Genomic DNA, 23,397 nt, shown 5'->3' on the forward strand with positions numbered 1-23,397 from the left:
CCTGATATATGCAGCGCCTTCTTCTTGTCTCTCTGGAAATGTGAAGATTGCTAGGTTCCTTGTAATTATTTAGAAGGGACCTAGCAATCACGTTTTCTGGGGTATAAAATTACGCGACAATAAAAAAGGAAGGTAGCTATGAATACGGATAAACCGCTTTGGGTTCCTCCTTCAGATTGGGAAACTACGCGTAAGATTCTTGCTTGTATTGGCTCACTTGGTCACTATATGTATTTCTCTCGTGGTGGACGCGCTGGTAGAGATCATGTACTTACCAAGCTCTATCGTCATGACAATCATATGGCACAAAGAGATCTGCAGGAAGCCATGAGTATTACCTCTGCCTCACTTTCAGAGGTGCTTGGCAAGATAGAGGATGAGGGCTATATACGGCGCTCTAAATCTGAGACCGATAAACGCCAGTTTGAAGTCTTTCTCACCCAACAGGGAATACAACGAGCAACCCAACTCATGGAAGATCGTAAGCAATTTGAACAACAGGCTCTCTCGTTCCTATCCCAAGAAGAACAAGAAGAGCTCCTTAATACCCTTATGACGATCATTACCAACTGGAATAGAAAGGAGAGCTAATGGCAGAAAACACCCTTGGCAGTACAGCAAAAAATCTGAGCTTTCGCGATATTGTGTCCATTATCGGCAAGAGCCTTCGCGAATTTAAAACGGTCTCTCTTGTTACTCCGCTACTCGTTCTGGGCGAAGTTGTAGTAGAAGTCTCTATTCCTTTTGTGACGGCCCAGCTCATTAACATCATTTCTACCGGTGCAGATTTAAGCGTTATTGCCCACTATGCTGGTATTCTTATTGGCATGGCCCTGGTTTCTTTGACCTTTGGCGGTGCTGCTGGCTACACGGGTTCTGTAGCATCGGCTGGCATGGCACGCAATCTACGTCATGATATCTTTGCACGAATCCAGAAATTCTCATTTTCCAATATCGATCGCTTCTCTACAAACTCATTGGTAACCCGTCTTACAACAGACGTTACCAATGTGCAGCTGTCGTTCATGATGATGATCCGCCTGGCAGTACGCAGTCCTTTAATGGGCATCTTTGCCATTATCATGGCATTTTTAACGGGTGGTCCCATGGCTGCCCTGTACATAGTAGTGGCGTTTGTGCTGGGATTTATTATCTTCCGCATTACCCTTTACGTCATGCCCATCTTCCATAAGATTTTTAAGAAATACGATGCCCTCAATGAGTCGGTGGAAGAAAACGTTTCTGGTATCCGCGTAGTTAAGTCGTATGTGCGTGAAGACTTTGAAAAACAGAAGTTCAATACCGCCTCGGGCAATCTCTTCCATGACTTTATGCATGTAGAGCGTATCTTGGCATGGACCTCTCCTCTCTTTAACTTCTCGATCGACGTCATTTACTTGTTTGTTGTATACGTTGGCTCTCAGATTGTTGTAAGCTCGCAGGGGCAAAATCTTGGTGTTGGCCAGATGAGCGCTCTTATCACCTATGGTTTCTCTATGCTCATGGCACTCATGATGCTATCCATGGTGTTTGTCATGATTACCATGTCCGAAGAAAGCGCACGCCGCATCTGCGAGGTTCTTATCGAGAAGAGCGACCTCACCAACCCCGCACATCCCTTGTTTGAGATTCCAGACGGTTCCATTGACTTTAATAACGTGGACTTTGAGTATTCTAAAACAGCAGAGCGCATGGCTCTTAAGGGAATTAACCTGCACATCAAGTCGGGTGAAGTCATTGGCATTTTGGGTGGTACCGGTTCTTCAAAATCCACGCTCATCCAGCTTATTAGCCGCTTGTATGACGTTACCTGCGGTTCCGTCTTTGTTGGCGGACACGATGTGCGCGAGTATGACCTGGACACCCTACGCAACCAGGTAGCCGTTGTATTGCAGCGCAACGTTTTGTTCTCTGGCACCATTGCAGAAAACCTGCGCTGGGGCAACCCCGATGCCACCGATGAACAACTTGTTGCCGCCTGCAAGCTTGCCCAAGCGGACGAGTTTATTCAGCAGTTCCCCGACACGTACAACACCTACATCGAACAGGGCGGTAGCAATGTTTCTGGCGGTCAGAAGCAACGTCTGTGCATTGCTCGTGCCTTGCTCAAGAATCCAAAGATTTTGATTTTGGATGACTCCACCAGTGCTGTAGATACCAAAACCGACAAGCTTATTCGAGCAGGCTTCCGCAGTTTTATCCCACAAACCACCAAGATCATTATCGCTCAGCGCACCAGTTCCATTGAGGATGCGGATCGCATTATTGTTATGCGTGATGGCCAGATTGATGCCATCGGCACCCACGATGAGCTGCTCAAATCCAATGACATTTACCGCGAGACCTATACCTCACAAAATAAGGAATCGCACGACAAGAGGATGAGCACCGCGCAAACACACGACGATGCTTCTGGAAAGGAGGATGAGATCCATGGCTAACGAGAAAACCCAGCAGACTGCTGAAGCTCCTACCAAACACACAGCTCCAAAAAAGGGTAGCTTTGGTCGCGTTATCAAGATGCTCTTTGAGTTTTATCCCACCAAGTCCAGCATCATCCTTCTCTGTATTATTGTTTCTGCAATAACAGCTGCAATTCCTGCTGTCTTTATGCAGCAAGCCATTGCTGTTGTTGCTCGCTACTTCCCCAGTGGGAATTGGGAGGCAGCACAACCAGAAGTTGCAAAGATTGCCCTCACGCTATTGGCTGTCTATGCCACAGGTTTGATTGCTGCAAGCATTCAAGCACAGCTGCTCGCTACCCTTACCCAGGGTACGTTGATGAACATCCGTAATAAGATGTTCAACCACATGGAAGACCTGCCCATTCGCTTCTTTGACACCAACAAGCATGGCGACATCATGTCGTACTACACCAACGATGTAGATGCACTGCGCCAGCTTATTAGTCAGTCTTTGCCCAGCATGATCACCACAGCCATTAGCATGGGTGCTGTGTTGTTTATTATGCTGTGGTACTCCATTCCCCTTACGCTTATTGTGCTGGTTATTATCGTGATCATGGTGGGAGTAGTTAAAGCGCTGGGTACGCGTTCAGCACGCTTCTTCCTAACTCAGCAAAAATCCCTTGCAAAGGTAGAGGGCTTTGCTCAAGAAGCCATGACGGGACAGAAGGTCATCAAGGTCTTTACGCACGAGCAGGCCACACAGGCAGATTTTGATGCGGTTAACGAGAAGCTCTATCAGGCTTCCCGCTCTGCAAACATTTTTTCTAATATGCTGCTGCCTATCTTGTTTAACCTGGGCAATCTCGCCTATGCACTGGTAGCATTGGCAGGAGGCTTCTTTATTGTCAATGGCCTACCCTCTCCATCCATCTCTGGAGCAGCACTGACCATTGACATTGCCGTGTCCTTCCTGTCGCTTACCAAAAACTTTACCTCCTCTATAGGACAGGTCTCTGGTCAGATTAACTCTATTGTTATGGGCCTTGCAGGTGCAGCACGTATCTTTGACCTTCTCGATCAAACAACCGAGGAGGACGAAGGCTATGTAACACTGGTCAATGTCAGCAAAAACGAGAAGGGCGAGCTGGTAGAGTACCCCGAGCGCACCGATATGTGGGCCTGGAAGCACCCTCATCACGATGGCACACTGAGCTATACCCCCCTTGCTGGCGACATTGTCTTGGACCACGTAGACTTTGGCTACAGCCCCAACCACACGGTTTTGCATGACGTATCTTTGTATGCCAAACCGGGTCAGAAGGTTGCGTTTGTTGGTGCTACAGGTGCGGGTAAAACCACCATTACCAACCTCATTAACCGTTTTTATGACATTGCTGACGGTCGTATTCGCTATGACGGCATTAACATCAATAAGATTAAAAAGGCAGATTTGCGCCGTTCTTTGGGCATGGTCCTGCAGGATACCAACCTGTTTACCGGTACCGTTCTGGACAATATCCGCTATGGCCGTCTTAACGCAAGCGACGATGAGTGCATTGGTGCTGCTAAGCTTGCAGGCGCGGACTCCTTTATCCGTCGTCTGCCCGATGGCTATAACACTATGCTTACCGATAATGCCGCTCAGCTTTCCCAAGGTCAGCGTCAGCTCTTGTCCATCGCTCGCGCGGCAGTGGCAGATCCACCTGCCATGATTTTGGATGAAGCCACCAGCTCCATTGACACGCGTACAGAGTTTATTGTGCAGCGCGGTATGGATGCTTTGATGGCAGGGCGTACCACCTTTGTTATTGCACACCGTCTATCCACGGTACGCAATTCCGATGTCATCATTGTTTTGGACCACGGTCGCATTATCGAACGTGGTACGCACGATGATCTTATCGCAGCTCACGGTACGTATTACCAGCTGTATACCGGTGCTTTTGAGCTTGAATAAGCTCCATGCGCTTCTGGTAACTACGGCATAGTCCCGTTAGATCCTCATGCACCCGTTGGCTTGTGCTAACGAGTGCATTTTTATGGAGAAATACCCGTATTACAAGGTATCCGCTAAAATAGTAGCTCTGCACTTGTTTGTCTTTGTGCCTTGAGCATGCGATACCAAGCACAAAGCTACAGGTACACAGCATCTGTCCCCGTTGTTTTGGAGGAGCATGAAGGGATATACGAGCAAGCGCGTAGCACGCAGTTTTTTCTCAGTACTGATGTGCACTACCCTCATCTGCGCCATGGTACCCCAGGTAGCACGGGCAGAAGAGAGTCTCGAAACCCTAGAAAATGCTGCTATTGAGGCAAACGAGAAATATGCTCAAGCCCAGCAGGAGTTGGACAATCTTAATCAAAAGATAGAAACCAATCAGTCTAAACTCAAAGAGCTCGAAGATGCCCTACCTCAGGTTCGCCAGAATACCGCACAGGCAGTGCGTCTTAATTACAAGCTCTTGCAAAACCAGCCCAACCTCATTGGCTTGATTTTATCGTCACATGACTTTAGTGATTTCTTAAGCACCATCTCATATATCAATGCCATTAATGATTCCAATTACGAAAAAATCCAAGCCTTGGTACAAATGGAATCGCAGCTTACGCAAACACGCAATGCACTTCAAACACAGCAAAGTTCGGTAGCAGCTAAGACTAAAGAAGCTGCCGCAGCTCAAAGTGCAGCTCAGGAAGCCATTAAAGTTGCAAAACAGCGTGCGATGGAGCGTGCGGCACAGGCCAAGGCGCAATGGGAAGCGCAGCAAGCCGCCGCAGCTCAAAGTGCTGCTGCAACTGCTGCCACCAGCACTCAAAATAGCTCCAGCACCAATGCTTCTTCCAATAGCTCAAACAACTCAAGCAGCTCTGGCAGTGCCTCAAACTCCACTGATCCTACCCCCTCTACCAGCGCTTCGACCGCTAGTAGTGATTGGAAATCTGTTGTTGCCTCTGTCTATGGCAATGACGATGGCTTTATGTGGGGAACCACTGCTTCTGGCGATATAGTAACTCCTACCTCTATGGGCGTTGCTATGAAGCGCCCCATGCCCTTGGGAACCACTATTGAGATTAGCTATAACGGACGCACGGTTCGAGCCGTTGTAAATGACCGTGGCCCCTTTGTTGCTGGTCGTGAAATTGACTTACAGCCTGCTGTTGCCAGCGCCCTTGGGTTTGATGGCGTAGGTACCGTAAGCTACCGCGTGGTGTAACTTACACGACGCCTTGCCCGCTTAGGTACCAAGTAACAACTCAGTCAAGGCTTTATTAGAATGTACCAAGGCATCTACCTTGGCATCAAGAAGTTCTTGTTCGGGCGCTGTGCCAAATAACACACAGACGCACGGAATGCCAAACTTATGAGCGCCCTCTACATCGTATTTACGATCTCCAACCATCACGGTATTGTCGGCAGAAGCACCAAGCTTTTCTAAAGCACGAGCAATGACAAAGGGCTTTGCGCCCTGGTTGTCATCCTGTTTACCTGCAATGGCATCAAACAGATGAAAAACGCCCTGTTGGTGCAGCATATGTACCACCTGTGTTTCTCGCTTGGAGCTTGCAATGCTCAGTTTTTTGCCAGCAGCTTTAAGAGCTTGCAGCATGTCTTCTCCACCAGGAAACAGAGGAAAATCCTGCGGACCAACCGTGTCATACAACTCACGAAACGCCTTGGTTATTCGTGCAGCATCTGAAGCACTTAAGCCATATACCAATGAAAATGCCTCTGGAAAGGGAGGTCCTACCAAACGAGAGGCATCGCCAATTTCTGCATCAGACATGCCAAAATCGGATAGAACCTGACGTGCCACGCGAACCAAACCGGCCTTGGTATCTGCAAGCGTGCCATCAAAATCAAAAAGGACAAAACTGCGCTGAGCAAAGGTATGGGTTGAATACACAGTCACGGGTACTCCTTAGTAATTGTTTGTAGTATGACCCTAACACACATCATGCGTGTATGCTTAAGAAGCTATGAAATAAAGGAGTTACCCATGCACCTAAGCCCTTTGAGCTGTTTGCGCCCTTCCCCGGAGCTCGTAAAAGATTTTGTAACGCCACCCTATGATGTGTTTACGCACAAAACAGCACGTGAGTGGGCACAAAAGCATCTCCGTTCTTTTATTACCATTGACCGGCCTGAAGTAAATTTTCCTGAACAGTACACACGTTATGCCCCTGAGGTATATGCTAAGGCAAACGATATCATTGAACAGCGCTTGCATGACTCCACACTTTTGGTAGACGCTACCCCCTGTTTGTATGTCTGGCGCTTGAGCGTACAGGGCCATAGTCAAGTTGGTCTTGTGGGTGCAGTATCTGTGGATGAGTACGTCAAGGGCAGCATTAAACAGCATGAAGCTGTCCGTCCAGAAAAGATGCAAGACCGTCTTGAGCTTATGAAAGCTACCTCACTGCAAACCAGCCCTGTTTTGATGATGCATCGCGCAAACCCATCCCTTACACACAGCATACATGCAGCTCTTACCGATAAGCCTTTGTATGACTTTATCGATACAACCGGCGTGCACCATAGCATATGGCGCATTGACCACCCCGATACCATAGCCAAGCTTTGCGCGCTGTATGAACAGATTGACACCGCCTATATTGCCGATGGCCATCATAGAGCCGCAGCTGCCGTAGCACTGAATAGGGCTATCGATACACCCCAGCGCACAGATGCGCTCTCCAGCAAGTTTTTAGCGGTGCTCTTTTCTGCTGAGGATCTGACTATCCTGCCGTACCATCGTCTGATACATGACACAAACGGCATGTCGACCTCTACACTCCGAGAAAAAATTAGACAGGCTGGCATTCCTGTTGTAGCCAAAACCGCTGATAGCATCAAAGCTGCTGCTACCGCCAAAAGCACTGGTGCCGCCAAAACCGGCATCCAATCACAAACTACGCAAGATTTACGGGTGCCCATGTTTGTGGACAACAACTGGTATGAGCTTGATTTACGTCAGTTTAACAACACGTACACACCCACCTGCACCGCACAAGACTTGCTTCAGCGCTTGGTGCTTGCACCCATCTTGGGTATACACGATCCCACCAAAGATCCGCGCATTTCTTTTATCGGAGGGATGGTAAGCACTCAAGAACTACAAGAAGCAGCACAAACAACCAAGGGTGTGGTTTTCTCGCCCGCGGCAGTATGTGCACAGCAAATCATGTCCATAGCGGATGCGGGAACGATCATGTCTCCCAAATCGACCTGGTTTGAGCCAAAATTGCTCAGCGGTCTGTTTATGCGACACATCTAGCTAAGCGCACGATTAAGCACTGGGCTCCTCAAGCTGGCCATCAGGCATAATGTCTTCTGCTGCGTGCTCCAAACCAACGCGCAAAAGTGTAACCACATGTTCATCGGCAATCGAATACATCATGCGCTGGCCATCGCGACGAGCCACCACCACCCCACGATCACGTAACAGGCGCAACTGATGGGAAATGGCAGACTGCGTTACATGTGCTGCTTCTTGCAGCTCGGATACCGAACGCTCCTGTGTTCCCAGGGCAGACAAAATCTGAAACCGTGTAAAGTCCGACAAGGCATCAAAAATCTGCGTAGCTGCATAGACCACATCATCGTTTGCGCAGTAGTCAGACAGCTCATACGTGATGCTGTCATTAGTAGTATTGGTATCATTAGTAGATGTGTGGTTGGTCATGATGTCATCCTCAAATTGATTTCTCGCTCGTCTTTCCAAAGTACCTGTTGTCTGGTGCCCATCACATAAAACCGATGAATTATGTCCGTCTGATAGGGTACTCTAAAAGACAGGAGGTTATGTGGAACACAGGAAAAACGGCTCTGAGCCACAACACAACAAACAAACTTCTTCACAGGCAAACATAGCGGCAGCACACAAAAATGCGTTTGAGCGCGGTCGCGATGTACTGTCTGGTTTGTCTCATGCGTTTGGACTTACAAGCAAACCATCCGCCAGCAAAAAGCAGACAGAGGTTCCTACAGATACCACCTCGCAAAAGAGCGCCACCGTTGATACCAGCTTTAACATTTATGCGCTCTACCGCGGATTTAACGCTGCACCCAACTTCATTGATGCGCTTAAACTCTACTATACAGGCGTGCTCGATCGTACGCAAAAGGCCAGTTCAGACCCTGCAAACAACCTTATGCCCTGTGCAGCAGAACAGCTGCTTGCTCGTTGGCTCGAAGAGGCTGATCTAACAAAAGAGCTTCCCGCAAACACCCCTGAATCTGGCGAGCAACCCCGCTGGCCACACATGCGGCTTATCATGTTGCACCATACTGGCATGGTCTACCTGCGCATTGAGGAGTTTCCTGTTCCTTACCTCATACGGCAGCGCATCATCCGCATTGAAGCAGCGCTGAATCGCATGCTTATGGCAACCACCAAAGCAGATGCACAGTTAACGGCTCTAACCGAGCAAGAAATTTACAGCTATACACAGGCCATTACGGACGCCATTTGCCAGCAGCGTGTTGATAACAGCTATCCCAAGAAGGATACCAAGGCCCCTCTCAACCCCAACCTCGCACACGAATGGGCTGTACGTGAAGCTGTCTCTTACGGGTTTGAAACCTGGATTTTGCCCTATCGCTTTGTTGGCTTGATGCGCAGTAATGTTGCTCGTGGCGCAGTGGCCTTGGAAATTGAGCTCACGCCACCTGCTGCCATGCCGCAAAGCTACTGGTCTGTTGACCTTAATAAGATCCTGCCCACATCCCAATATATGCGCAATGCCGCTGCCAGTGCCTATGCATTACGCCTGGGTATCTTAGCCGCTGGCGCTGCCTTTGATGCCGATCCTGCGGTGCAACAGGTATATGTTGCAGGCATTATTAACAGCGCTACCACAAGAAGCTGCCGCTACAGCGTGTGTTTTACCCGCGCTGCATTTGCTAGCGTTAACACGCACTCTCTTGCCCAGCTACAAGAAAGCTACCAGCAATGTGGTGCCTCCATCACGCTCAAAGATGGCTGGCTTGCTTCTTGTAAGCAAAGCTTTGCTATCGAAGATACCCTCTTCTGCCCTGTAGAACGCTATGATTCCATCGAGCTTTCCACCCGTTTGCTGGACGAGAAAAGCGCAGAGCTTTTAGGTGCTCCAGCGGTGGCAGATTTTGGTATTAACGAACACGCCGCCTTGGAACAAAAAGCAGACCAGCTGGGCATACAGCTGGGTAGCACGGTAACTGAACACGTACACGCACTTATGGAACTCGCGTCTTCCACAAACAAAGACGAGCTTACAAGTAGCTCCAACGACGCAGCGACCCAGGCCGCTAAACGCACCGCCTCAAAACTTATTGATGGAGCGCTTGAAGCTCAAGACTATCATGCCATTTTGGAAGAATTTACCTATGGTGATGAGCCGTCCCGTACACGAGAAAAAGCATTTGCCTTATTTACGCAGGGTTCCTATGAAAAAACCTGCCAACTCTTAGGACCACTTCTTAGCTCTATCAAGGCTGCTCAGAGCTATGAATCTAGCTCTGAGGTAGTGTGGCGCCACTTTGAAACCTATACCGAGCGTGCCTTGTTTAATCGTAGTGCCACCACACACAACAACGGTCCTGTAGTGCGTCTTGTTCCCATGGCCTATTACAGCTGCCTGCTCATGTATGCCAGCGCATCCGTGCATCTGGGTCAGCTTGAACAGGGCATTGGGTTTGCTCGCAGCTGTCTTGAACTCAATCCCTATGATGTCCGTGCACGACTCCTGCTTGCGGGTGCACTGGAACAAGGAGGAGATCAGCCCGGAGCCTTTACTGAACTGCTAAATCTTTTGCACTATGCATATTCGGGCGATAGTATGGGTATTGGCTTATACCGCTTAGGCTCCTATATGTGGAAACGCAATAAGCCACGGGTAGCAGATGCCTGTTACTCCAAAGCACTACAGTTTGCCTCTACCGCTCATGATATGGCAGCCGCTGAACTCAAAGCACTTATGGAAGAGTACAAGGATAGCTATGAGCCCGTACAGCTCAATGACATTGACTTACTACTGCAGGAAAACAACATCCCCACAGACGTTGACGAGCAAATCCACGCATCACTGCGCATTATTGCACGTATAGCCGTGGATGAACAGCTCTTTGAACTGGCAAGTGATGTCATGAACAACCTTACCAACCTGGAAAGCGACGAGGTTCTCTTTGATATTGACCGCTCGCTTGAGCATGCTCCAGATGCGCAGCGCTCCTAATACCAAGCTACCTGCTTAGTCCCTCTCATAGCAAAGCCATCATAACAAACCGGGCTGCCCTTTGAAGGACAACCCGGTTTTATCGCTCGCTATACTGCAAAGCACGCTTGAGCCGTGCCTCACGTTTGAGCTACATCTGAACAAGCAGAAGCTCGATAAGACAAAACCTTAAGCGATACGATCAACTTAAGCGGTAAGGTCAAGCTTCATCAAGCGCGTCAGGGCAAGAATATAGATACCCAAGGACTGCTTCATAAGCTCCTCAGACACACCTTCGTCTGCGCTGTGCTCACCGTGTACCCACTCAGGATACTCCCAATCAGGATCATTAGGACCAAAGCTTGCGGCACGAGCAAAGTGACGTGCATAGGTGCCGCCACCCATGGTAAAGGGCTTAGCCTGCTTGCCGGTTACCTCGTTATAGGTATTGATAAGCGTCTGAATAGCATCGGACTCAGGATCGGTTACAAAAGGAACCATATCCAGGTAGCACTCTACCGTAGCATGGTGCTTCTCGGCCAGCTCGGAAACCTTGGCAGTAATTTCTGCACTGGTAATAGAGGTGGGATAGCGAGAGTCAATGGTCTGCTCAAAGCGACCATCAATGGTGCGCATGGTGCCGCCGATGCAGGTCAGAGGATCAAAGTACTTATCGGCAGAGGCAAAGCCCATGGAAGAACCGTCGGTGGAGGACAGAACAATGCGGTCCAGCTCCAAGAACTCACGCTCGCCCTCATCGCACAGATCATTGTCCAAAAGGTAGTCCACAAGCAGGCCAATGGCGTTAATGGTGCCAGCAGGCTTGGAAGCGTGGCCACCAATGCCATGAGCGGTGAGCTTGGCCAGGCCATCCCCTGCGTCCTCTACACTTACGCGATCAGTGGGCGCAAGATCCGCTACGTTAGCGCGCACAACAGCAGTTGCCAGGTTAGGAATTGCGTTATCTGCAATACCACCGTTAAAGTCAACAATCTTGCCGCCAGCTACCTTGTCAGACAGAATGCGTGCGGAGTATCCGCCCTTCTCGCCATAGCACAGAGGGAAGTCTGCATCGGGCGTGAAGAGGAATGCGGGCTGAGGGAAGTTCTCTACATACCACTCAACGTCGCGCATAGCGGTTTCCTCATTGCAGCCAATGATGACGCGTAGGGTGTACGGAAGCTCCTCGCCCTTCTCGATAAAGTACTTGGCAGCATACATGGCCAAAACCAGAGGACCCTTATCATCCAAAACACCGCGGCCCAGCAGGTAACCGTCCTTGCGAGTTACGTGCAGAGGATCAAAGGTCCAACCCGTGCCCAGAGGAACAATATCTGCATGGCTGATCATGCCAATGTAGTCCTCACGTGCGCCCTTAAGATCTGCATAGCCAATGTAGCCTTCACAGTCATGAGCCTCAAGGCCAAGATCACTTGCAATCTCGCAGGCCTTTGCCAATGCCTCATGGGGAGCGTGGCCCCAAGGCTCACCAGGTTTTGCTTCGTCCATATTCTCGACACTTTCAATCTGGACGAGCTTATCAATATCTACAACAACATCTTCCCAAACACGATCCACGTATTCGGCAATTTCTTGCTTAAGCTGTTCGTCTGCCATGATGCCCCTTTCAAAAGACTGGCTAAACAATGTATACCGTACTGATTGTATTCAATACACTCTGTCTATGCTTAAACGAGTCTATAAGCGGCATAAATTTTTACTCCATAGGCACGAAGCAGCTCAAATTATGAAGTTAATCGAGGCTAATCTCCATAAGTCGCATGATTGCCACAATGTATATTTTGAGAGCCCGCTTAAACTCTTGTTCATTTACTCCCTCATTGGGACCGTGTTCCGGACCCACCCAAGCAGGAAGCTGTGCATTATGCTCAAAGGGACCAAATGCCGCCGCCTTGCTAAAATGACGCGCATAGGTGCCGCCGCCAATGGTAAACGCACGGCCGTTCTTGCCCGTATATTCATTGTAGGTTGCTACAAGGGTTTGAATTTCGGGAGATTCTGGATCGGTTAAAAAGGGCACCATGTTTTGCTGGACTTCAAAGCTTGCCTCATGTGCCAATGCCAGCGGTTCTAACACTTGGCGCATGGTATCCACATCCGTGCTGGTTGGATAGCGCACGTCAATGGTCTGCTCAAAGCGGCCATCATGAGTGCGCAGCGTACCACCAATGCAGGTGAGAGGCTCAAAGAACCTGTCTGTAGCGTCAATGCCTAGAGAAGAGCCATCGGTGGAAGCCATAATTTTTTGCTCAAGTTCCAAAAAATGTTGCTGAGAAGGACTGCAGAGCTTGTTTTTGAGCAGATACTCTACTAAAACACCAATGGCGTTGCGCGTACCCTGTGGCATGGAAGCATGACCACCAATGCCATGGGCTACAATGCGCACTAGGCCATTCCCAAGCTCTTCAAGCTCAATGTCTTGCGCAGTGGGCAGCTCTGATACTTTTGCACGCACACATGCCTCTGCAAGGCTGCAAACCGCGTTGGGCACGGTGCCACCATCCAAACTTACCAGCACATTTCCGCTGTCCGGTCCTGCAATATTCTGGCTGAAAAACGCGCCTTGTACGCGGCCCTTCTCGCCACAAATAAGCGGGAACTCAGCATCGGGCGTAAACAGAAAATCTGGCTCACAATACTGCTGTAAATACCACTCAACATCGCCCATCGAGGTCTCCTCGTTGGTACCAATGAGCGCACGCAAGGTATGCCTAGGAGCAATGCCTGTACGCTGGGCCTCACGCTGCACAAACGCTGCTGCATACAAAGACAAAACGAGCGGACCCTTATCGTCTGCTACTCCACGACCAATCAGATAGCCATCCTTGCGTGTTACGTGCAGCGGATCAAAATCCCAGCCTGTGCCCAGAGGAACAATGTCTGCATGAGCAATGGTGGCAATCTGTTTGTCGCCCTGACCATCAACCTGTGCATACCCCAGATAGCCCTTGCAGTTAACCGTGCCCAAACCAAGGCGCTGAGCAATATGAAGCGCTGTGTCCAATGCTTTGCGAGGAGCAGGGCCAAACGGAGCATCGGGAGTTGCGTGAGCTAAATCCTCTACGCTTTCAATTTGAACCAACGTATCAATATCAGAAACAACGCTGTCCCAAACTTCATCCACATACGCGTCTACACGCGCTTTAAGCTGTTGATCTGCCATGGCTTCTCCCATCGTATAAGCATGCATCGTATGTAAATTCGTTTTACCACAAGGACTCACACAAATTGTTGTCCCCACGAGATTATTTATAGCTTAGACTCATTTATATTCTCGCTTGGAAGCGCTTGACAGTACTTGCTAACGCCTGATGGCGCTTGATGGCGCTTGCCGCACCACCACTACTCATCATTGTTTTGGAGAGACTATGACCGCTGCTGCTCAATTTCTTGCCACTCATCACTTTGAGACTGCCATCTTTGATTTTGATGGCACCATTGCGCTGTCTGGCAAAATTTGGCATGAGATCGATTCCATCTTTTGCAAGCGTCGTGGTCTTACCTGGACCCCTGAGCTGGCAAACCATATTGCAGCACTTGGCCTTAACAAAGGCGCTATCTACATGGTTGAGCGCTTTAATCTTAACGAGAAGCCCGCGGATATTGTAGCTGAGTGGACTGAGCAAGCCACACAGATGTATACCAGCCGGCTTACCCTTAGAAAAGGGGTGGAGTCCTACCTTGCTCAATTGCATAGTGCCGGCATACACACAGCACTTGCAACCAGTAACAACCCTGAAGTGATTGAATCCTTAGAGCCTCGTGTAGCTATACACAGCCTCTTTGACCAGATAGTTTATACACAACAGGTGGGTAAATCAAAGCATTATCCAGATATTTACGTACATACTGCGCAAGCGTGCGATACAGACCCCAACAACTGCATTGTATTTGAGGACATCGTGCCTGCTCTCAATTCTGCCAAGCAGGCTGGATGTACAACAGTGGGAGTCTTTTCTGATGACCCCATCCAAGATGTTAAAGAAATTCAAGATGCGAGTGACTGTTTCTTATACGACTGGCAGGATTTACTGATCTAGCACGCAACAACCACTCCCCCAATGACTTACCTTGTGCGAGAAAACACGTGCACAATTGAGGTACGCATGTATCCTCTGACTCTGATTGTCCTGACTTGTTAACATAAAGCCTTCGCACGATATCATGCGAAGGCTTTGCCATACCACTTTGTTGTAAGGCTTTTCCACTAAAGCTTCCTTAGGCCTTACCAACTCAAAATCTAAGTCCTTACATAGGCATATTGGGAGCAGTAAAGGTACGAGCCTGGTACTCACGATCAAGCTCAAACAGACCCTTAGGATCGCCACCAAAAAGCTTCATATTGGTGATCATGTCAGAAGCATTGGTCTCCTCTTCACCCTGCTCCTTTACAAACCAATCCAGCAGCTGCATGGTACGGAAGTCATGGAACTCATGGGCAACAAAATAGCACTCATTAATAGAGGCGGTAATATAGCGCTCGTGCTCAAGAGCAGCAAGCAGAGGATCCATATCATCAGTAAAGGTTTTATCAGGCTGAGCAAGCGCAAGCATCTTTACCTGGTAATCATTGTCCAAAAGATAGCGACGGAGAATCTTTGCGTGTGAAAGCTCTTCTTCCACCTGAATCATATACCAGTTTGCAAAGCCTTTAAGACCGCGACCCTCATAGTAATCTGCAAAGGTGAGGTACAGGTAAGCAGAATAAATCTCTTTATTGATCTGCTCGTTTAGCGCGTCACCAATTTTTTTCTCAATAGCCATATGTCCCCTCCTATTGATACGTTAAAGAAAACGTCTGGTCTTTGCGTTTTCAGCTTTGTTTATGCCCATTAGAAAGGTGGCTAACATACTTCACGCAAGCTGCATGTCATCCCAAGCTAACAAAAGCGCAGTACTGCAGCACAAAAAAGCTCGCACCCAAAAGATGCGAGCTTAACAAGACTATGTAAGACTAACTATGCCTTGCGAACGTTGGAAGCCTGCTGCTTACCATTCTGACCAGTGGTGATGTCAAACTCGACAGCCTGGCCCTCATCAAGAGTCTTAAAACCGTCCATCTGAATCTCGGAGAAGTGTACGAACAAATCGTCGCCGTCTTCGCGAGAGATGAATCCGTAACCCTTGTCTGGATTGAACCACTTAACAGTACCCTGAGCCATGACGTGCCTTTCTTTCTTTGCCCCTCTCATGGAGCATAAACCATACGTTTTCACGCGCTACAAATGGCCGTTTATGGCCACAAGAATTAGTGTACTCTATATCGACTCATAAATGAGTGCAAAAAGGCTAACGGTCGATTATGCCGTTAGCCGAAAATAATGCTGCAATGTTGTGTTTTATATGCCTAGTCCTTCAAATCTGCATCGATAAGTTCCATGCCTTTGGGAACATCAGAGAGCTGCCAGCCAAAGGCAACAGCAACGGCACGTGCTTGCGCACGACGGATCTCCCCTTTATCTTTCTCACCCATACGCTCATAGGCATCCGCAAGTTTTCCCAGCGTATAGCTTACATAGCTAGCCGTAGCATCACCAATGCCAGACAGGTGCATCATAGTGACCAAGGATTCTGGAGAAAGAGAGAGTGCTGTTTTTGCATCCAAATCCATAAGCTCTGCTACTGCCCGCTCTGTTTGCAGTGCTTCCTGAGGATTGTGCCGAATAAAGGCGCCGCGCAAACTAAAAGCCACAGTATCCACAAAGGTTTCTATAACTTCCAGAATATAATCATGCTCCAGCATGCTATCCCCTTTCTGGAGGAAGTTCCATAGATAGGTGCTCAAATGCTGCATAGGTTGCTTTACGACCCTGAGGTGTACGTACGAGCAAACCACGCTGTAGTAAGTATGGCTCATACACGTCTTCTAGGGTAGAAGCATCCTCGCCAACGGCACTTGCAATGGTAGAAAGCCCTACAGGACGGCCACGGAAAGTACTACACAAAGCTGTCAGAATCTTAACGTCCATCCAATCCAAGCCCATCTCATCAATTTCAAAGAAGCTGAGGGCCTGAGCTGCTACCTCCCAGGTAATCATGCCATCTGCACGCACCTGTGCATAATCACGTACCCGTTTGAGCAGCCTGTTTGCCAAGCGTGGTGTACCACGACTACGGCTTGCGATTTCTGCTGCCCCCTGGCTATCTATGGTCACTCCAAGAATAGCTGCAGAGCGACTTACAATGTCTGCAAGCTCATCTGGCGTGTAATAGTCCAAGCGAAAAGAAATGCCAAAGCGATCACGCAGTGGACCGGTAAGCAAACCGGTACGGGTAGTAGCTCCTACCAAGGTAAATTTAGGAATGTCGAGCCTAATAGAACGAGCAGCTGGACCTTTGCCAATAACAATATCCAAAAAGAAGTCTTCCATAGCTGGATACAAAACTTCTTCCACCATATGATTAAGACGATGAATCTCATCTATAAACAGGACATCTCCAGCTTCCAGATTGGTAAGAATAGCTGCTAAATCTCCCGTGCGCTCAATAGCAGGACCGCTGGTGGTATGCAGTTTTGAACCCATCTCATTTGCAAGAACATTTGCAAGAGTAGTTTTGCCAAGTCCTGGAGGGCCAGAAAAAAGCACATGATCCAAAGGTTCTTCTCGTGTTTTAGCTGCCTCAATAAGGACACGCAAATTATCGCGCACGCGCTCTTGTCCCACATATTGGTCAAGCGTTTTAGGACGAAGTGTGCGGTCTACTTCCAGATCATCCTCGGTAAGCTCTGCGGTAACCGGACGAGCTTTTCCAAGCTGCTGGGACTTATCGCCAAACAAGTCCTGCAAAGGATTTGCTTCCCACATTTATGCCTTACCTCCCAGCTTGCGCAATGCATAGGCCACTACTTGCTCTACCGTAGCAGCAGCTGCTTGTTCATAGCCCTCTAATGAAAGCGCCACTTCTTGGGGTGTAAAGCCCATGGCGAGTAATGCGGCTTGTGCATCAGCTTCTGTGGACGAATCTGTGCGAGGCAAAGCAGCTTGAACATCCGTACTATCAGAAGATCTCAACAGGCCGCACAATTCTTTATTGGACGCAAAGACATTTTGGAGCTCCATGAGCAAACGATGCGCTGTTTTTTTACCCACACCCGGAATGGTAGCCATGCGCGTGGCATCATTTGTAATTACCACATCAGCAAAGGTAGAGGGGGTAAAGGTAGATAAAATAGACAGCGCCAAAGAGGGCCCTACGCCAGACACTGCTAAAAGGCAATCAAACAAAGCGCGCTCTTCTCGTGAGGCAAAGCCAAACAAGGTCATAGAATTTTCTCTGACGATAAGACGGGCAAGTACGCTTACCCCAGCAGTTCCTACTGCTGGCAGTGACGCGGCTGTCAGAGTAGAACAGCGCAGCTCATATCCCATACCGTTAACATCAAGCACGAATGCCTGAGGACTTGCCTCTATAAGCGAGCCAGTTAGTTGAACTATCACAGATTTGCCTTTCGCAGGGTTTGTTGAGCACAAAACAAGGTACGCTCAGAATGCGCATGGCACACGGCTGCCGCAAGTGCGTCTGCACAGTGATCAGGCTTTGGATCATGATCCAAAGCAAGCATATTACGAACCATATACGTAACCTGGTGTTTATCCGCAGCACCAGTACCTACAACAGCTTGCTTGATTTGCATGGGTGTATATTCTCCCACCGTAATGCCCGCATAAGCACAGGCAGCAATAGCAGAGCCACGCGCATGAGCGGTCCAGATAGCAGCACTAGTATTGTTACCAAAATAAATAGACTCAATAGCCACGGCATCCGGATTATACTCACGGATTGCAAAGCCAATACGATTAAAGATGAGCCCCAAACGATGGTCTAAGCTATCTTTTGCATCTGTATGCACACAATCATACGCACGAGCACGCATAAGCGAACCCCGCGTTTCTATAACGCCCCAACCGGTGTTTGCCAGCCCAGGGTCAATTCCTAAAATAACCATGTGCACTCCTCAAACTAGAACATGCGTTCTATGATAGCACACTAGTTGTTAGAAAAGGGACCAGTCCCCCAGCGATTCTCATCGTTTGCATCAGGCGTAACAGAAGAGATAACATCACGTAGCATCTCAAAGGCTTCATTGATCTTGGCATTCTGATCTGTATCGCCCGTCAACTCAATGAGCCTCTCGTTGATCTGCTTATAGAAGTCTTCTACCTGCTTAATCTCATCTTTTGTAAGATACCTATCTTCCCAAACAGCGTCGGTGGGACGCGAGCACTGCATAATGGTTCGAGAAGAAACACAGGCAAGCGCAGGCAAAGCACGACGAGCAAGTTCTTGAGCGTTCATACATGCAAGCAGTGCAGCCACAAGCTGGGGATCCGTACCTGAATCTACCATGCTATTTACACTCATGTCCAGCTCAATATAGGAGCGCAACAGCGAATCTATCAGATTGATCTGTGCTTCTCTTCCCATTGATACGGACAAATCTTCAAAGTCTTCAAAATGACAGGTATGCAAAGATGGCTCCACAAACCGCTTGAGCAGCGCTTCTGGAAATGCCGCGGACTGCGCCTGACGATAGCGCGCAAGCTCTAACAGCTGAGAGCGATACACATCACCAAACGGCATATAGTTTGCAACACTCAAATACGCATGTGCGCCCTGTTGTACCTCCAATGCCAAACCGGTTTTATCGGCTGGCGATAAAACCAACGCAGAATGCTCGGTGGCCAAACTTTGCAAACGAGCACATACCAGCAGGTCTACCATGCTAGGATCATCAGCATCAAGCTGGAGGGCGCGCAGAGCAATGCTTGCATCCTTTACGCTCAGCTCATCGGTGGAGAGACGCAAATTGCGGGCAAGCTGCTTGGCGTCACGAAAAGCTGCATCATCTAGGCTGTGCACCAATAAAGCATGTACCCGTGTAGGACCTACGGCATCTATCGCTAGAGCAGCCAAAACAGCAGATGCCACACTGCCATCCAAAGCTACAACAGCGTCGTGTCTGCGCTTATCAAACTGCAAAAAGTCGCGAAGAGACAGCGTAAGCGCGTCCCACAACAAGGCTTGTTTGTTGTACGGTGCAAGGGGCTTGGGATGTGCAAGAGGGCCCTCAAAAGCAGGGTCAATGTCTACCAAGCAGAAGTCTTCCTCAAAACAGGGCAGTTGTGCTGCTACTTCTCCCCAAGGAGCCATCACAAAACTACCGCCCGCAAAGACCACATCATCGTATCCGCCAACGCCACCCACAGCTACCAGCCAGGCATTAAGTGTGGACAGCTCTTGCATAAACAAACCCTGAGAAAGGGCAGGCGCCAAAACGCTACTCTCATCATCCACCGTAAAGCAGCCGCCCTGCAGATAAAACAAGATATCAATATCGGTGTGGGAATCCACTAATGCATGAAGTTGTTCCTGATTAAAAACCACTGCGCAATTGAGATCATCCAGTGCAAAGCCCATGATCTCTTGTCCAGCAGTAAGCGCCCATCCACCTGGGCCTTCGTGCGCCATTAGCGCATGAGAAGCATAGCGCAGGGGCATGCATTTACCCTCTTTAATACACACAACTTCTTGAAAGGTTCCAAATGATGCAGGAACCAGTACGGGAACCACCGCAGAAATCTGTATCTTTTCCAGCTCACGAGCAAGCGCCATCTGCGCCAGAGCAAAGGATTGAGAAAAAGAATCGATCGTACCCATACCGCCAAAATCAGGTCCTGTTAATGCTGGAAAAGGAAAGACAATAAGCTCTGCGCCCTGGCTTTTAGCCAAACGTGCTTGGGCAATCATACGGATAGTGGTGGTATCAAAATCTGCTGAGTGGGTGCTCATCTGGGAGATGGCAATCTTCATCTAAAACTCCTGCTTACCTGAGTTGTACTCATCATATCCGTGCATAGTATTACCTAAACACCACAGTCTTAAACAAAACGGCTCGCACCCACAGGTACGAGCCGCAAACCCTATCCCAGTGAAAACTGCTTATTCAACGTCTGCAGCCCACAGACCATGAAGATTGCAGTATGCATACACCGTTGCACCCTCTAGGCCATGTGCACAGAACTTAGCGCAGGGCTTATCGCCAGCCTTAAGATGCTTGATGATGGTGTCTCCGTTAGCCTTTACCAGAGCAATAAACTCAATATAATGCTTCTCAATCATGGGATGTTCTACAGAACCAATGGTTACAACAAGCTTGCCGTCCTCCTTGGTTAGGGTAGGAACGTGCTTTTCCGTGGCAGCATCAGTGGTATTGGGAACCAAAAGCTCCATAGCGTCGCCATCGGTGCAGCACTTAAGAGTGCCGCCACCTGCATGCAAAAGTGTCACAACATTGCCACAATGATTACAGTGATAAAAACGTGCCTCTGCCATATTTTTTCCTTCCCGTAGTGTACGCGCAGCTGTCTGCGCTTCTCCTTATTCAACACTATTCCCTAAAGACTGATGCTGTATCTGAACATTGTAAAATAAATTGTTACTACACAACTAACATAATAAACTATGTCCTTATCGGCGTGACTGTTGCTTTGCAAACACAGTAGCTCAGCATACAAAAAAGGTTTTGCCGTGCTACCGACAAAGCCTTTATAGCTATCTATACGAGCTAGTTTTATGGCCTTTTTAGCCTACTCACTGACCGACAAAACAGCTCTTGAGCACTCACTACAAGAGACTCCAAATTTGACCCGTCTTTTTCCAGTTGTCAAAATTATTGGCGTCTCCCCTAATTTCATACTCTTGTATTTCAATGTCTACCTTATCGCTTGCGTTATGAATGGTTTCAAAGTACGTACGAACGCGCGGTTCAGGTCCAACCATCCAGGTAGGCGTACCATACTTTGAATAGTCGCCACCTACAGAATCGATAACGGTTGCTGCATAGTCCTCATGTCCTGTAGGCACATCAGAAGTCTTGCAAGGAAGTGCATCTTCTTGAGCAGACTGGGCTGGCTTGACAAGCCATATAGGACACGTAGTCCTGCCTATATCTTTACCACCATTAGTAAGACCTGCACTCGCCAACGCTTTGGGATTAAAGTCCTTACACCAGCTAGCAGTGAAGTCAAAACGACCATGATCAGCAGTCACAATAATGGTTGTATTATCGTATACACCCAAATCCTTTAGCTGCTGAATGTAGTCGGCAACAATCTTGAGAGAACCGCGCGCCTGGGCATCAATGTCAGACTTACCTGTTTGGAAGCCCTTGTCGTTTAAGACATATGGTGCGTGAGTACCCAAAAGGTGAATGAATCTAAAGGCACCATTTTGACCTTCATCGCTGGCCGAAAGCTTCCTTTCCACAAGCTTCTCATGGAAAGCGCCATCCTTTTCTACATAGGGAACATTGGCGGGATCTACACGAGATTGATCAACGATATTTTCATTAAGCTCATCTTGATAAAACCAGAAGAATGGCTTTATCATCCAGGGCGCACTTTTGTAAATACCGCATTTTGTAAGAACCTTAATGGCACCCTTTGGATTAATATCAGCGCCCTCAATTTTATGTATATTCACAGTCTTATCGGCGAGCTTCTCTGGAAAATGAACCGAACCATCATCGGAGTAAACGCCAATGGAATAGCCCGCATTCTTGATATCAGACAAAAATGAACTGCGATCATACATAGTGCGACACCAATTGCTAAACGTCTCATCCTTTGTAGGTTGCACACCAGAAAGCAAATACGGAATAGCATAACGCGTAGGAATCATCTTGCCGCTTGAGTTGTTATAGAAGGTAAAGCCGTCAAAAGCTGCAAGCGTATTTTTTTGCTCGCTTTGTAAGCACAACATATCCTCAGTGTCAAAGGTATCCAAGATAAACACGATGGTGTTCTTCTTTTTAGAAACAGTAAAGAGCCCCTCTTCGGTCATGCGTACACGCCCGGAATCATTGTTGCTGTTAGCTGCCACAACACCAGCCACCAAGCTCACGGTCTGTACCAGCACTAATACCACGCATAGAGCGAGCTGAAGTACTGAGGACAAGTTTTTAAATTTGTGGGCAACCACAAAGAATGCTGCAATAATAAGTGCCCATATCACAGCATTAATAAGCATTTGGAACCTGAATGAACCCCATAACACAGCAATACCTGTTGCTTCGGGCAATCCAGTATTAAGAAGCAAGGACTGCAAAAACATGCCAAACGTACAGGCGGAAACGAGAGTAAGCAAAGCAGCATACCCCTTACCCCAAAAGACAGAGAGCATGAGCGCAAGCACGAGTCCACAGCCAAGCGCAATAAGAAACATAATGCCCCACACGCTGGCAGTCTTAAACGCAAGCTGAGATTCCGCACCAACAATCATTTCCAACGGCGAGAAAAACAGTAGGGACAGCGAGCATGCAAACGATGGGATCAACGCAAGTAACAACCTTTTTATCCAGCTCATACGTGGTTGCTTTGATGTCTGAGATAGATTGGCAGCAACGTTTGCAGCCTCAATTTGAGCTGCTGCTGGTACTACACCATCTGCATAGTAGTGAACCTCAGCTTCTTTCTCGCGCTTATCGTCAATCTTGAGAAGCCTGATCGCATGGCGTCTTAAGCGGCGCCACATAACACCGATAACTGCAGATAAAGCTACGGCTACACCAGCCAATGCCTGAATGGTGTAGGTCATGACCGAAGGATCAACATAGGCCTGAGCTGGCGTAGGTATCGCCAGCGTCCAAACCAAAAACAGACTGAGGACAAACACTGCGTCATACGCAAGGAGAGCTACCCTAGCTACGACGTCATGAACTGTAGCGATGTCTTGTTTTACGTTCATTGAAGTTCCATATTTTATTTCCTAGTAG

The 23,397-nt window shown here is 48.4% G+C and carries 20 protein-coding genes; 7 read left to right on the top strand and 13 right to left on the bottom strand.

Going from position 1 to position 23,397, the window contains the following annotated elements; translation table 11 throughout:
• Positions 1 to 138 precede the first annotated feature (138 nt).
• The 4 genes from HMPREF1091_RS06355 (at position 139) to HMPREF1091_RS06370 (ending at position 5,623) form a co-directional block, all read left to right on the top strand.
• Entirely contained in the window at positions 139 to 591 is a 453-nt protein-coding gene (locus HMPREF1091_RS06355) for a MarR family winged helix-turn-helix transcriptional regulator (protein ID WP_002563983.1), read from the top strand.
• Entirely contained in the window at positions 591 to 2,441 is a 1,851-nt protein-coding gene (locus tag HMPREF1091_RS06360) for an ABC transporter ATP-binding protein (protein WP_002563984.1), read from the top strand. The genes HMPREF1091_RS06355 and HMPREF1091_RS06360 overlap by 1 nt, the downstream gene beginning before the upstream one ends.
• The gene (locus HMPREF1091_RS06365; protein WP_002563985.1) at positions 2,434 to 4,365 is read left to right on the top strand and encodes an ABC transporter ATP-binding protein; all 1,932 of its coding nucleotides are present in this window, start codon (positions 2,434 to 2,436) and stop codon (positions 4,363 to 4,365) included. Before HMPREF1091_RS06360 ends, HMPREF1091_RS06365 begins: the two co-directional genes overlap by 8 nt.
• Positions 4,366 to 4,582: 217 nt before the next feature.
• Entirely contained in the window at positions 4,583 to 5,623 is a 1,041-nt protein-coding gene (locus HMPREF1091_RS06370; RefSeq protein ID WP_002563986.1) for an RlpA-like double-psi beta-barrel domain-containing protein, read from the top strand.
• 21 nt (positions 5,624 to 5,644) lie between these two features.
• Here HMPREF1091_RS06370 and HMPREF1091_RS06375 read toward each other — a convergent pair whose 3' ends face one another.
• Positions 5,645 to 6,319 (bottom strand): HAD family hydrolase, encoded by a 675-nt coding sequence (locus tag HMPREF1091_RS06375; protein WP_002563987.1) that lies wholly within the window; start codon positions 6,317 to 6,319, stop codon positions 5,645 to 5,647.
• Between the two features lie 87 nt (positions 6,320 to 6,406).
• On the opposite strand from HMPREF1091_RS06375, the gene HMPREF1091_RS06380 reads away from it, so the two are divergent.
• On the top strand, positions 6,407 to 7,684 hold the full coding sequence (locus tag HMPREF1091_RS06380; RefSeq protein ID WP_002563988.1) for a DUF1015 domain-containing protein: 1,278 nt from the start codon (positions 6,407 to 6,409) through the stop codon (positions 7,682 to 7,684).
• A gap of 12 nt (positions 7,685 to 7,696) precedes the next feature.
• Here HMPREF1091_RS06380 and HMPREF1091_RS06385 read toward each other — a convergent pair whose 3' ends face one another.
• Entirely contained in the window at positions 7,697 to 8,092 is a 396-nt protein-coding gene (locus HMPREF1091_RS06385; protein WP_002563989.1) for an ArsR/SmtB family transcription factor, read from the bottom strand.
• Positions 8,093 to 8,213: 121 nt separating this feature from the next.
• On the opposite strand from HMPREF1091_RS06385, the gene HMPREF1091_RS06390 reads away from it, so the two are divergent.
• On the top strand, positions 8,214 to 10,622 hold the full coding sequence (locus tag HMPREF1091_RS06390; RefSeq protein ID WP_002563990.1) for a tetratricopeptide repeat protein: 2,409 nt from the start codon (positions 8,214 to 8,216) through the stop codon (positions 10,620 to 10,622).
• Between the two features lie 186 nt (positions 10,623 to 10,808).
• Here the strand turns inward: HMPREF1091_RS06390 and HMPREF1091_RS06395 are convergent, their stop codons facing one another.
• Both HMPREF1091_RS06395 and HMPREF1091_RS06400 read right to left on the bottom strand, forming a co-directional pair.
• Positions 10,809 to 12,218, bottom strand: a complete 1,410-nt coding sequence (locus tag HMPREF1091_RS06395; RefSeq protein ID WP_002563991.1) for a Sapep family Mn(2+)-dependent dipeptidase — start codon at positions 12,216 to 12,218, stop codon at positions 10,809 to 10,811.
• 136 nt (positions 12,219 to 12,354) lie between these two features.
• Complete coding sequence (locus tag HMPREF1091_RS06400; RefSeq protein WP_002563992.1) at positions 12,355 to 13,785, bottom strand: Sapep family Mn(2+)-dependent dipeptidase; 1,431 nt, start codon at positions 13,783 to 13,785, stop codon at positions 12,355 to 12,357.
• A 205-nt stretch (positions 13,786 to 13,990) separates the two neighbouring features.
• On the opposite strand from HMPREF1091_RS06400, the gene HMPREF1091_RS06405 reads away from it, so the two are divergent.
• Complete coding sequence (locus HMPREF1091_RS06405; RefSeq protein WP_002563993.1) at positions 13,991 to 14,662, top strand: HAD family hydrolase; 672 nt, start codon at positions 13,991 to 13,993, stop codon at positions 14,660 to 14,662.
• A 208-nt stretch (positions 14,663 to 14,870) separates the two neighbouring features.
• Here the strand turns inward: HMPREF1091_RS06405 and HMPREF1091_RS06410 are convergent, their stop codons facing one another.
• The 9 genes from HMPREF1091_RS06410 to HMPREF1091_RS06450 form a co-directional block, all read right to left on the bottom strand.
• Positions 14,871 to 15,386 carry a ferritin gene (locus HMPREF1091_RS06410; RefSeq protein WP_002563994.1) on the bottom strand — a complete coding sequence of 172 codons (516 nt, stop codon included), beginning with the start codon at positions 15,384 to 15,386 and terminating at the stop codon, positions 14,871 to 14,873.
• 194 nt (positions 15,387 to 15,580) lie between these two features.
• Positions 15,581 to 15,784 (bottom strand): cold-shock protein, encoded by a 204-nt coding sequence (locus HMPREF1091_RS06415; protein WP_002563995.1) that lies wholly within the window; start codon positions 15,782 to 15,784, stop codon positions 15,581 to 15,583.
• A gap of 185 nt (positions 15,785 to 15,969) precedes the next feature.
• A complete protein-coding gene (locus tag HMPREF1091_RS06420; protein ID WP_002563996.1) occupies positions 15,970 to 16,365 on the bottom strand; it encodes a hypothetical protein in 396 nt (131 codons plus the stop codon).
• Position 16,366: 1 nt separating this feature from the next.
• Entirely contained in the window at positions 16,367 to 17,428 is a 1,062-nt protein-coding gene (gene ruvB / locus HMPREF1091_RS06425; RefSeq protein WP_002563997.1) for a Holliday junction branch migration DNA helicase RuvB, read from the bottom strand.
• Positions 17,429 to 18,061: a Holliday junction branch migration protein RuvA gene (ruvA, locus tag HMPREF1091_RS06430; RefSeq protein WP_002563998.1), complete on the bottom strand. Its 633-nt coding sequence runs from the start codon at positions 18,059 to 18,061 to the stop codon at positions 17,429 to 17,431.
• Complete coding sequence (gene ruvC, locus HMPREF1091_RS06435) at positions 18,058 to 18,570, bottom strand: crossover junction endodeoxyribonuclease RuvC (RefSeq protein ID WP_002563999.1); 513 nt, start codon at positions 18,568 to 18,570, stop codon at positions 18,058 to 18,060. Before ruvC ends, ruvA begins: the two co-directional genes overlap by 4 nt.
• Before the next feature lie 41 nt (positions 18,571 to 18,611).
• Positions 18,612 to 20,435, bottom strand: a complete 1,824-nt coding sequence (locus HMPREF1091_RS06440) for a nitrilase-related carbon-nitrogen hydrolase (RefSeq protein WP_002564000.1) — start codon at positions 20,433 to 20,435, stop codon at positions 18,612 to 18,614.
• Positions 20,436 to 20,564: 129 nt separating this feature from the next.
• Positions 20,565 to 20,957 (bottom strand): desulfoferrodoxin family protein, encoded by a 393-nt coding sequence (locus HMPREF1091_RS06445; protein WP_002564001.1) that lies wholly within the window; start codon positions 20,955 to 20,957, stop codon positions 20,565 to 20,567.
• Between the two features lie 291 nt (positions 20,958 to 21,248).
• Positions 21,249 to 23,369, bottom strand: coding sequence for a sulfatase-like hydrolase/transferase (locus HMPREF1091_RS06450; RefSeq protein ID WP_002564002.1), 2,121 nt, complete (start codon positions 23,367 to 23,369; stop codon positions 21,249 to 21,251).
• Between the last annotated feature and the right edge of the window lie 28 nt (positions 23,370 to 23,397).

Origin of the sequence: Atopobium minutum 10063974, from assembly GCF_000364325.1 — a bacterium.
Taxonomy (GTDB): Bacteria; Actinomycetota; Coriobacteriia; order Coriobacteriales; family Atopobiaceae; genus Atopobium; species Atopobium minutum.

What these genes read in the sequence shown, in the direction of transcription:
- HMPREF1091_RS06355 (WP_002563983.1), top strand. Translation starts at nt 139, where the DNA reads ATGAATACGGATAAACCGCTTTGGGTTCCTCCTTCAGATTGGGAAACT.
- HMPREF1091_RS06360 (WP_002563984.1), top strand. Translation starts at nt 591, where the DNA reads ATGGCAGAAAACACCCTTGGCAGTACAGCAAAAAATCTGAGCTTTCGC.
- HMPREF1091_RS06365 (WP_002563985.1), top strand. Translation starts at nt 2,434, where the DNA reads ATGGCTAACGAGAAAACCCAGCAGACTGCTGAAGCTCCTACCAAACAC.
- HMPREF1091_RS06370 (WP_002563986.1), top strand. Translation starts at nt 4,583, where the DNA reads ATGAAGGGATATACGAGCAAGCGCGTAGCACGCAGTTTTTTCTCAGTA.
- HMPREF1091_RS06380 (WP_002563988.1), top strand. Translation starts at nt 6,407, where the DNA reads ATGCACCTAAGCCCTTTGAGCTGTTTGCGCCCTTCCCCGGAGCTCGTA.
- HMPREF1091_RS06385 (WP_002563989.1), bottom strand. Translation starts at nt 8,092, where the DNA reads ATGACCAACCACACATCTACTAATGATACCAATACTACTAATGACAGC.
- HMPREF1091_RS06395 (WP_002563991.1), bottom strand. Translation starts at nt 12,218, where the DNA reads ATGGCAGACGAACAGCTTAAGCAAGAAATTGCCGAATACGTGGATCGT.
- HMPREF1091_RS06400 (WP_002563992.1), bottom strand. Translation starts at nt 13,785, where the DNA reads ATGGCAGATCAACAGCTTAAAGCGCGTGTAGACGCGTATGTGGATGAA.
- HMPREF1091_RS06405 (WP_002563993.1), top strand. Translation starts at nt 13,991, where the DNA reads ATGACCGCTGCTGCTCAATTTCTTGCCACTCATCACTTTGAGACTGCC.
- HMPREF1091_RS06410 (WP_002563994.1), bottom strand. Translation starts at nt 15,386, where the DNA reads ATGGCTATTGAGAAAAAAATTGGTGACGCGCTAAACGAGCAGATCAAT.
- HMPREF1091_RS06415 (WP_002563995.1), bottom strand. Translation starts at nt 15,784, where the DNA reads ATGGCTCAGGGTACTGTTAAGTGGTTCAATCCAGACAAGGGTTACGGA.
- HMPREF1091_RS06420 (WP_002563996.1), bottom strand. Translation starts at nt 16,365, where the DNA reads ATGCTGGAGCATGATTATATTCTGGAAGTTATAGAAACCTTTGTGGAT.
- ruvB (WP_002563997.1), bottom strand. Translation starts at nt 17,428, where the DNA reads ATGTGGGAAGCAAATCCTTTGCAGGACTTGTTTGGCGATAAGTCCCAG.
- ruvC (WP_002563999.1), bottom strand. Translation starts at nt 18,570, where the DNA reads ATGGTTATTTTAGGAATTGACCCTGGGCTGGCAAACACCGGTTGGGGC.
- HMPREF1091_RS06440 (WP_002564000.1), bottom strand. Translation starts at nt 20,435, where the DNA reads ATGAAGATTGCCATCTCCCAGATGAGCACCCACTCAGCAGATTTTGAT.
- HMPREF1091_RS06445 (WP_002564001.1), bottom strand. Translation starts at nt 20,957, where the DNA reads ATGGCAGAGGCACGTTTTTATCACTGTAATCATTGTGGCAATGTTGTG.
- HMPREF1091_RS06450 (WP_002564002.1), bottom strand. Translation starts at nt 23,369, where the DNA reads ATGAACGTAAAACAAGACATCGCTACAGTTCATGACGTCGTAGCTAGG.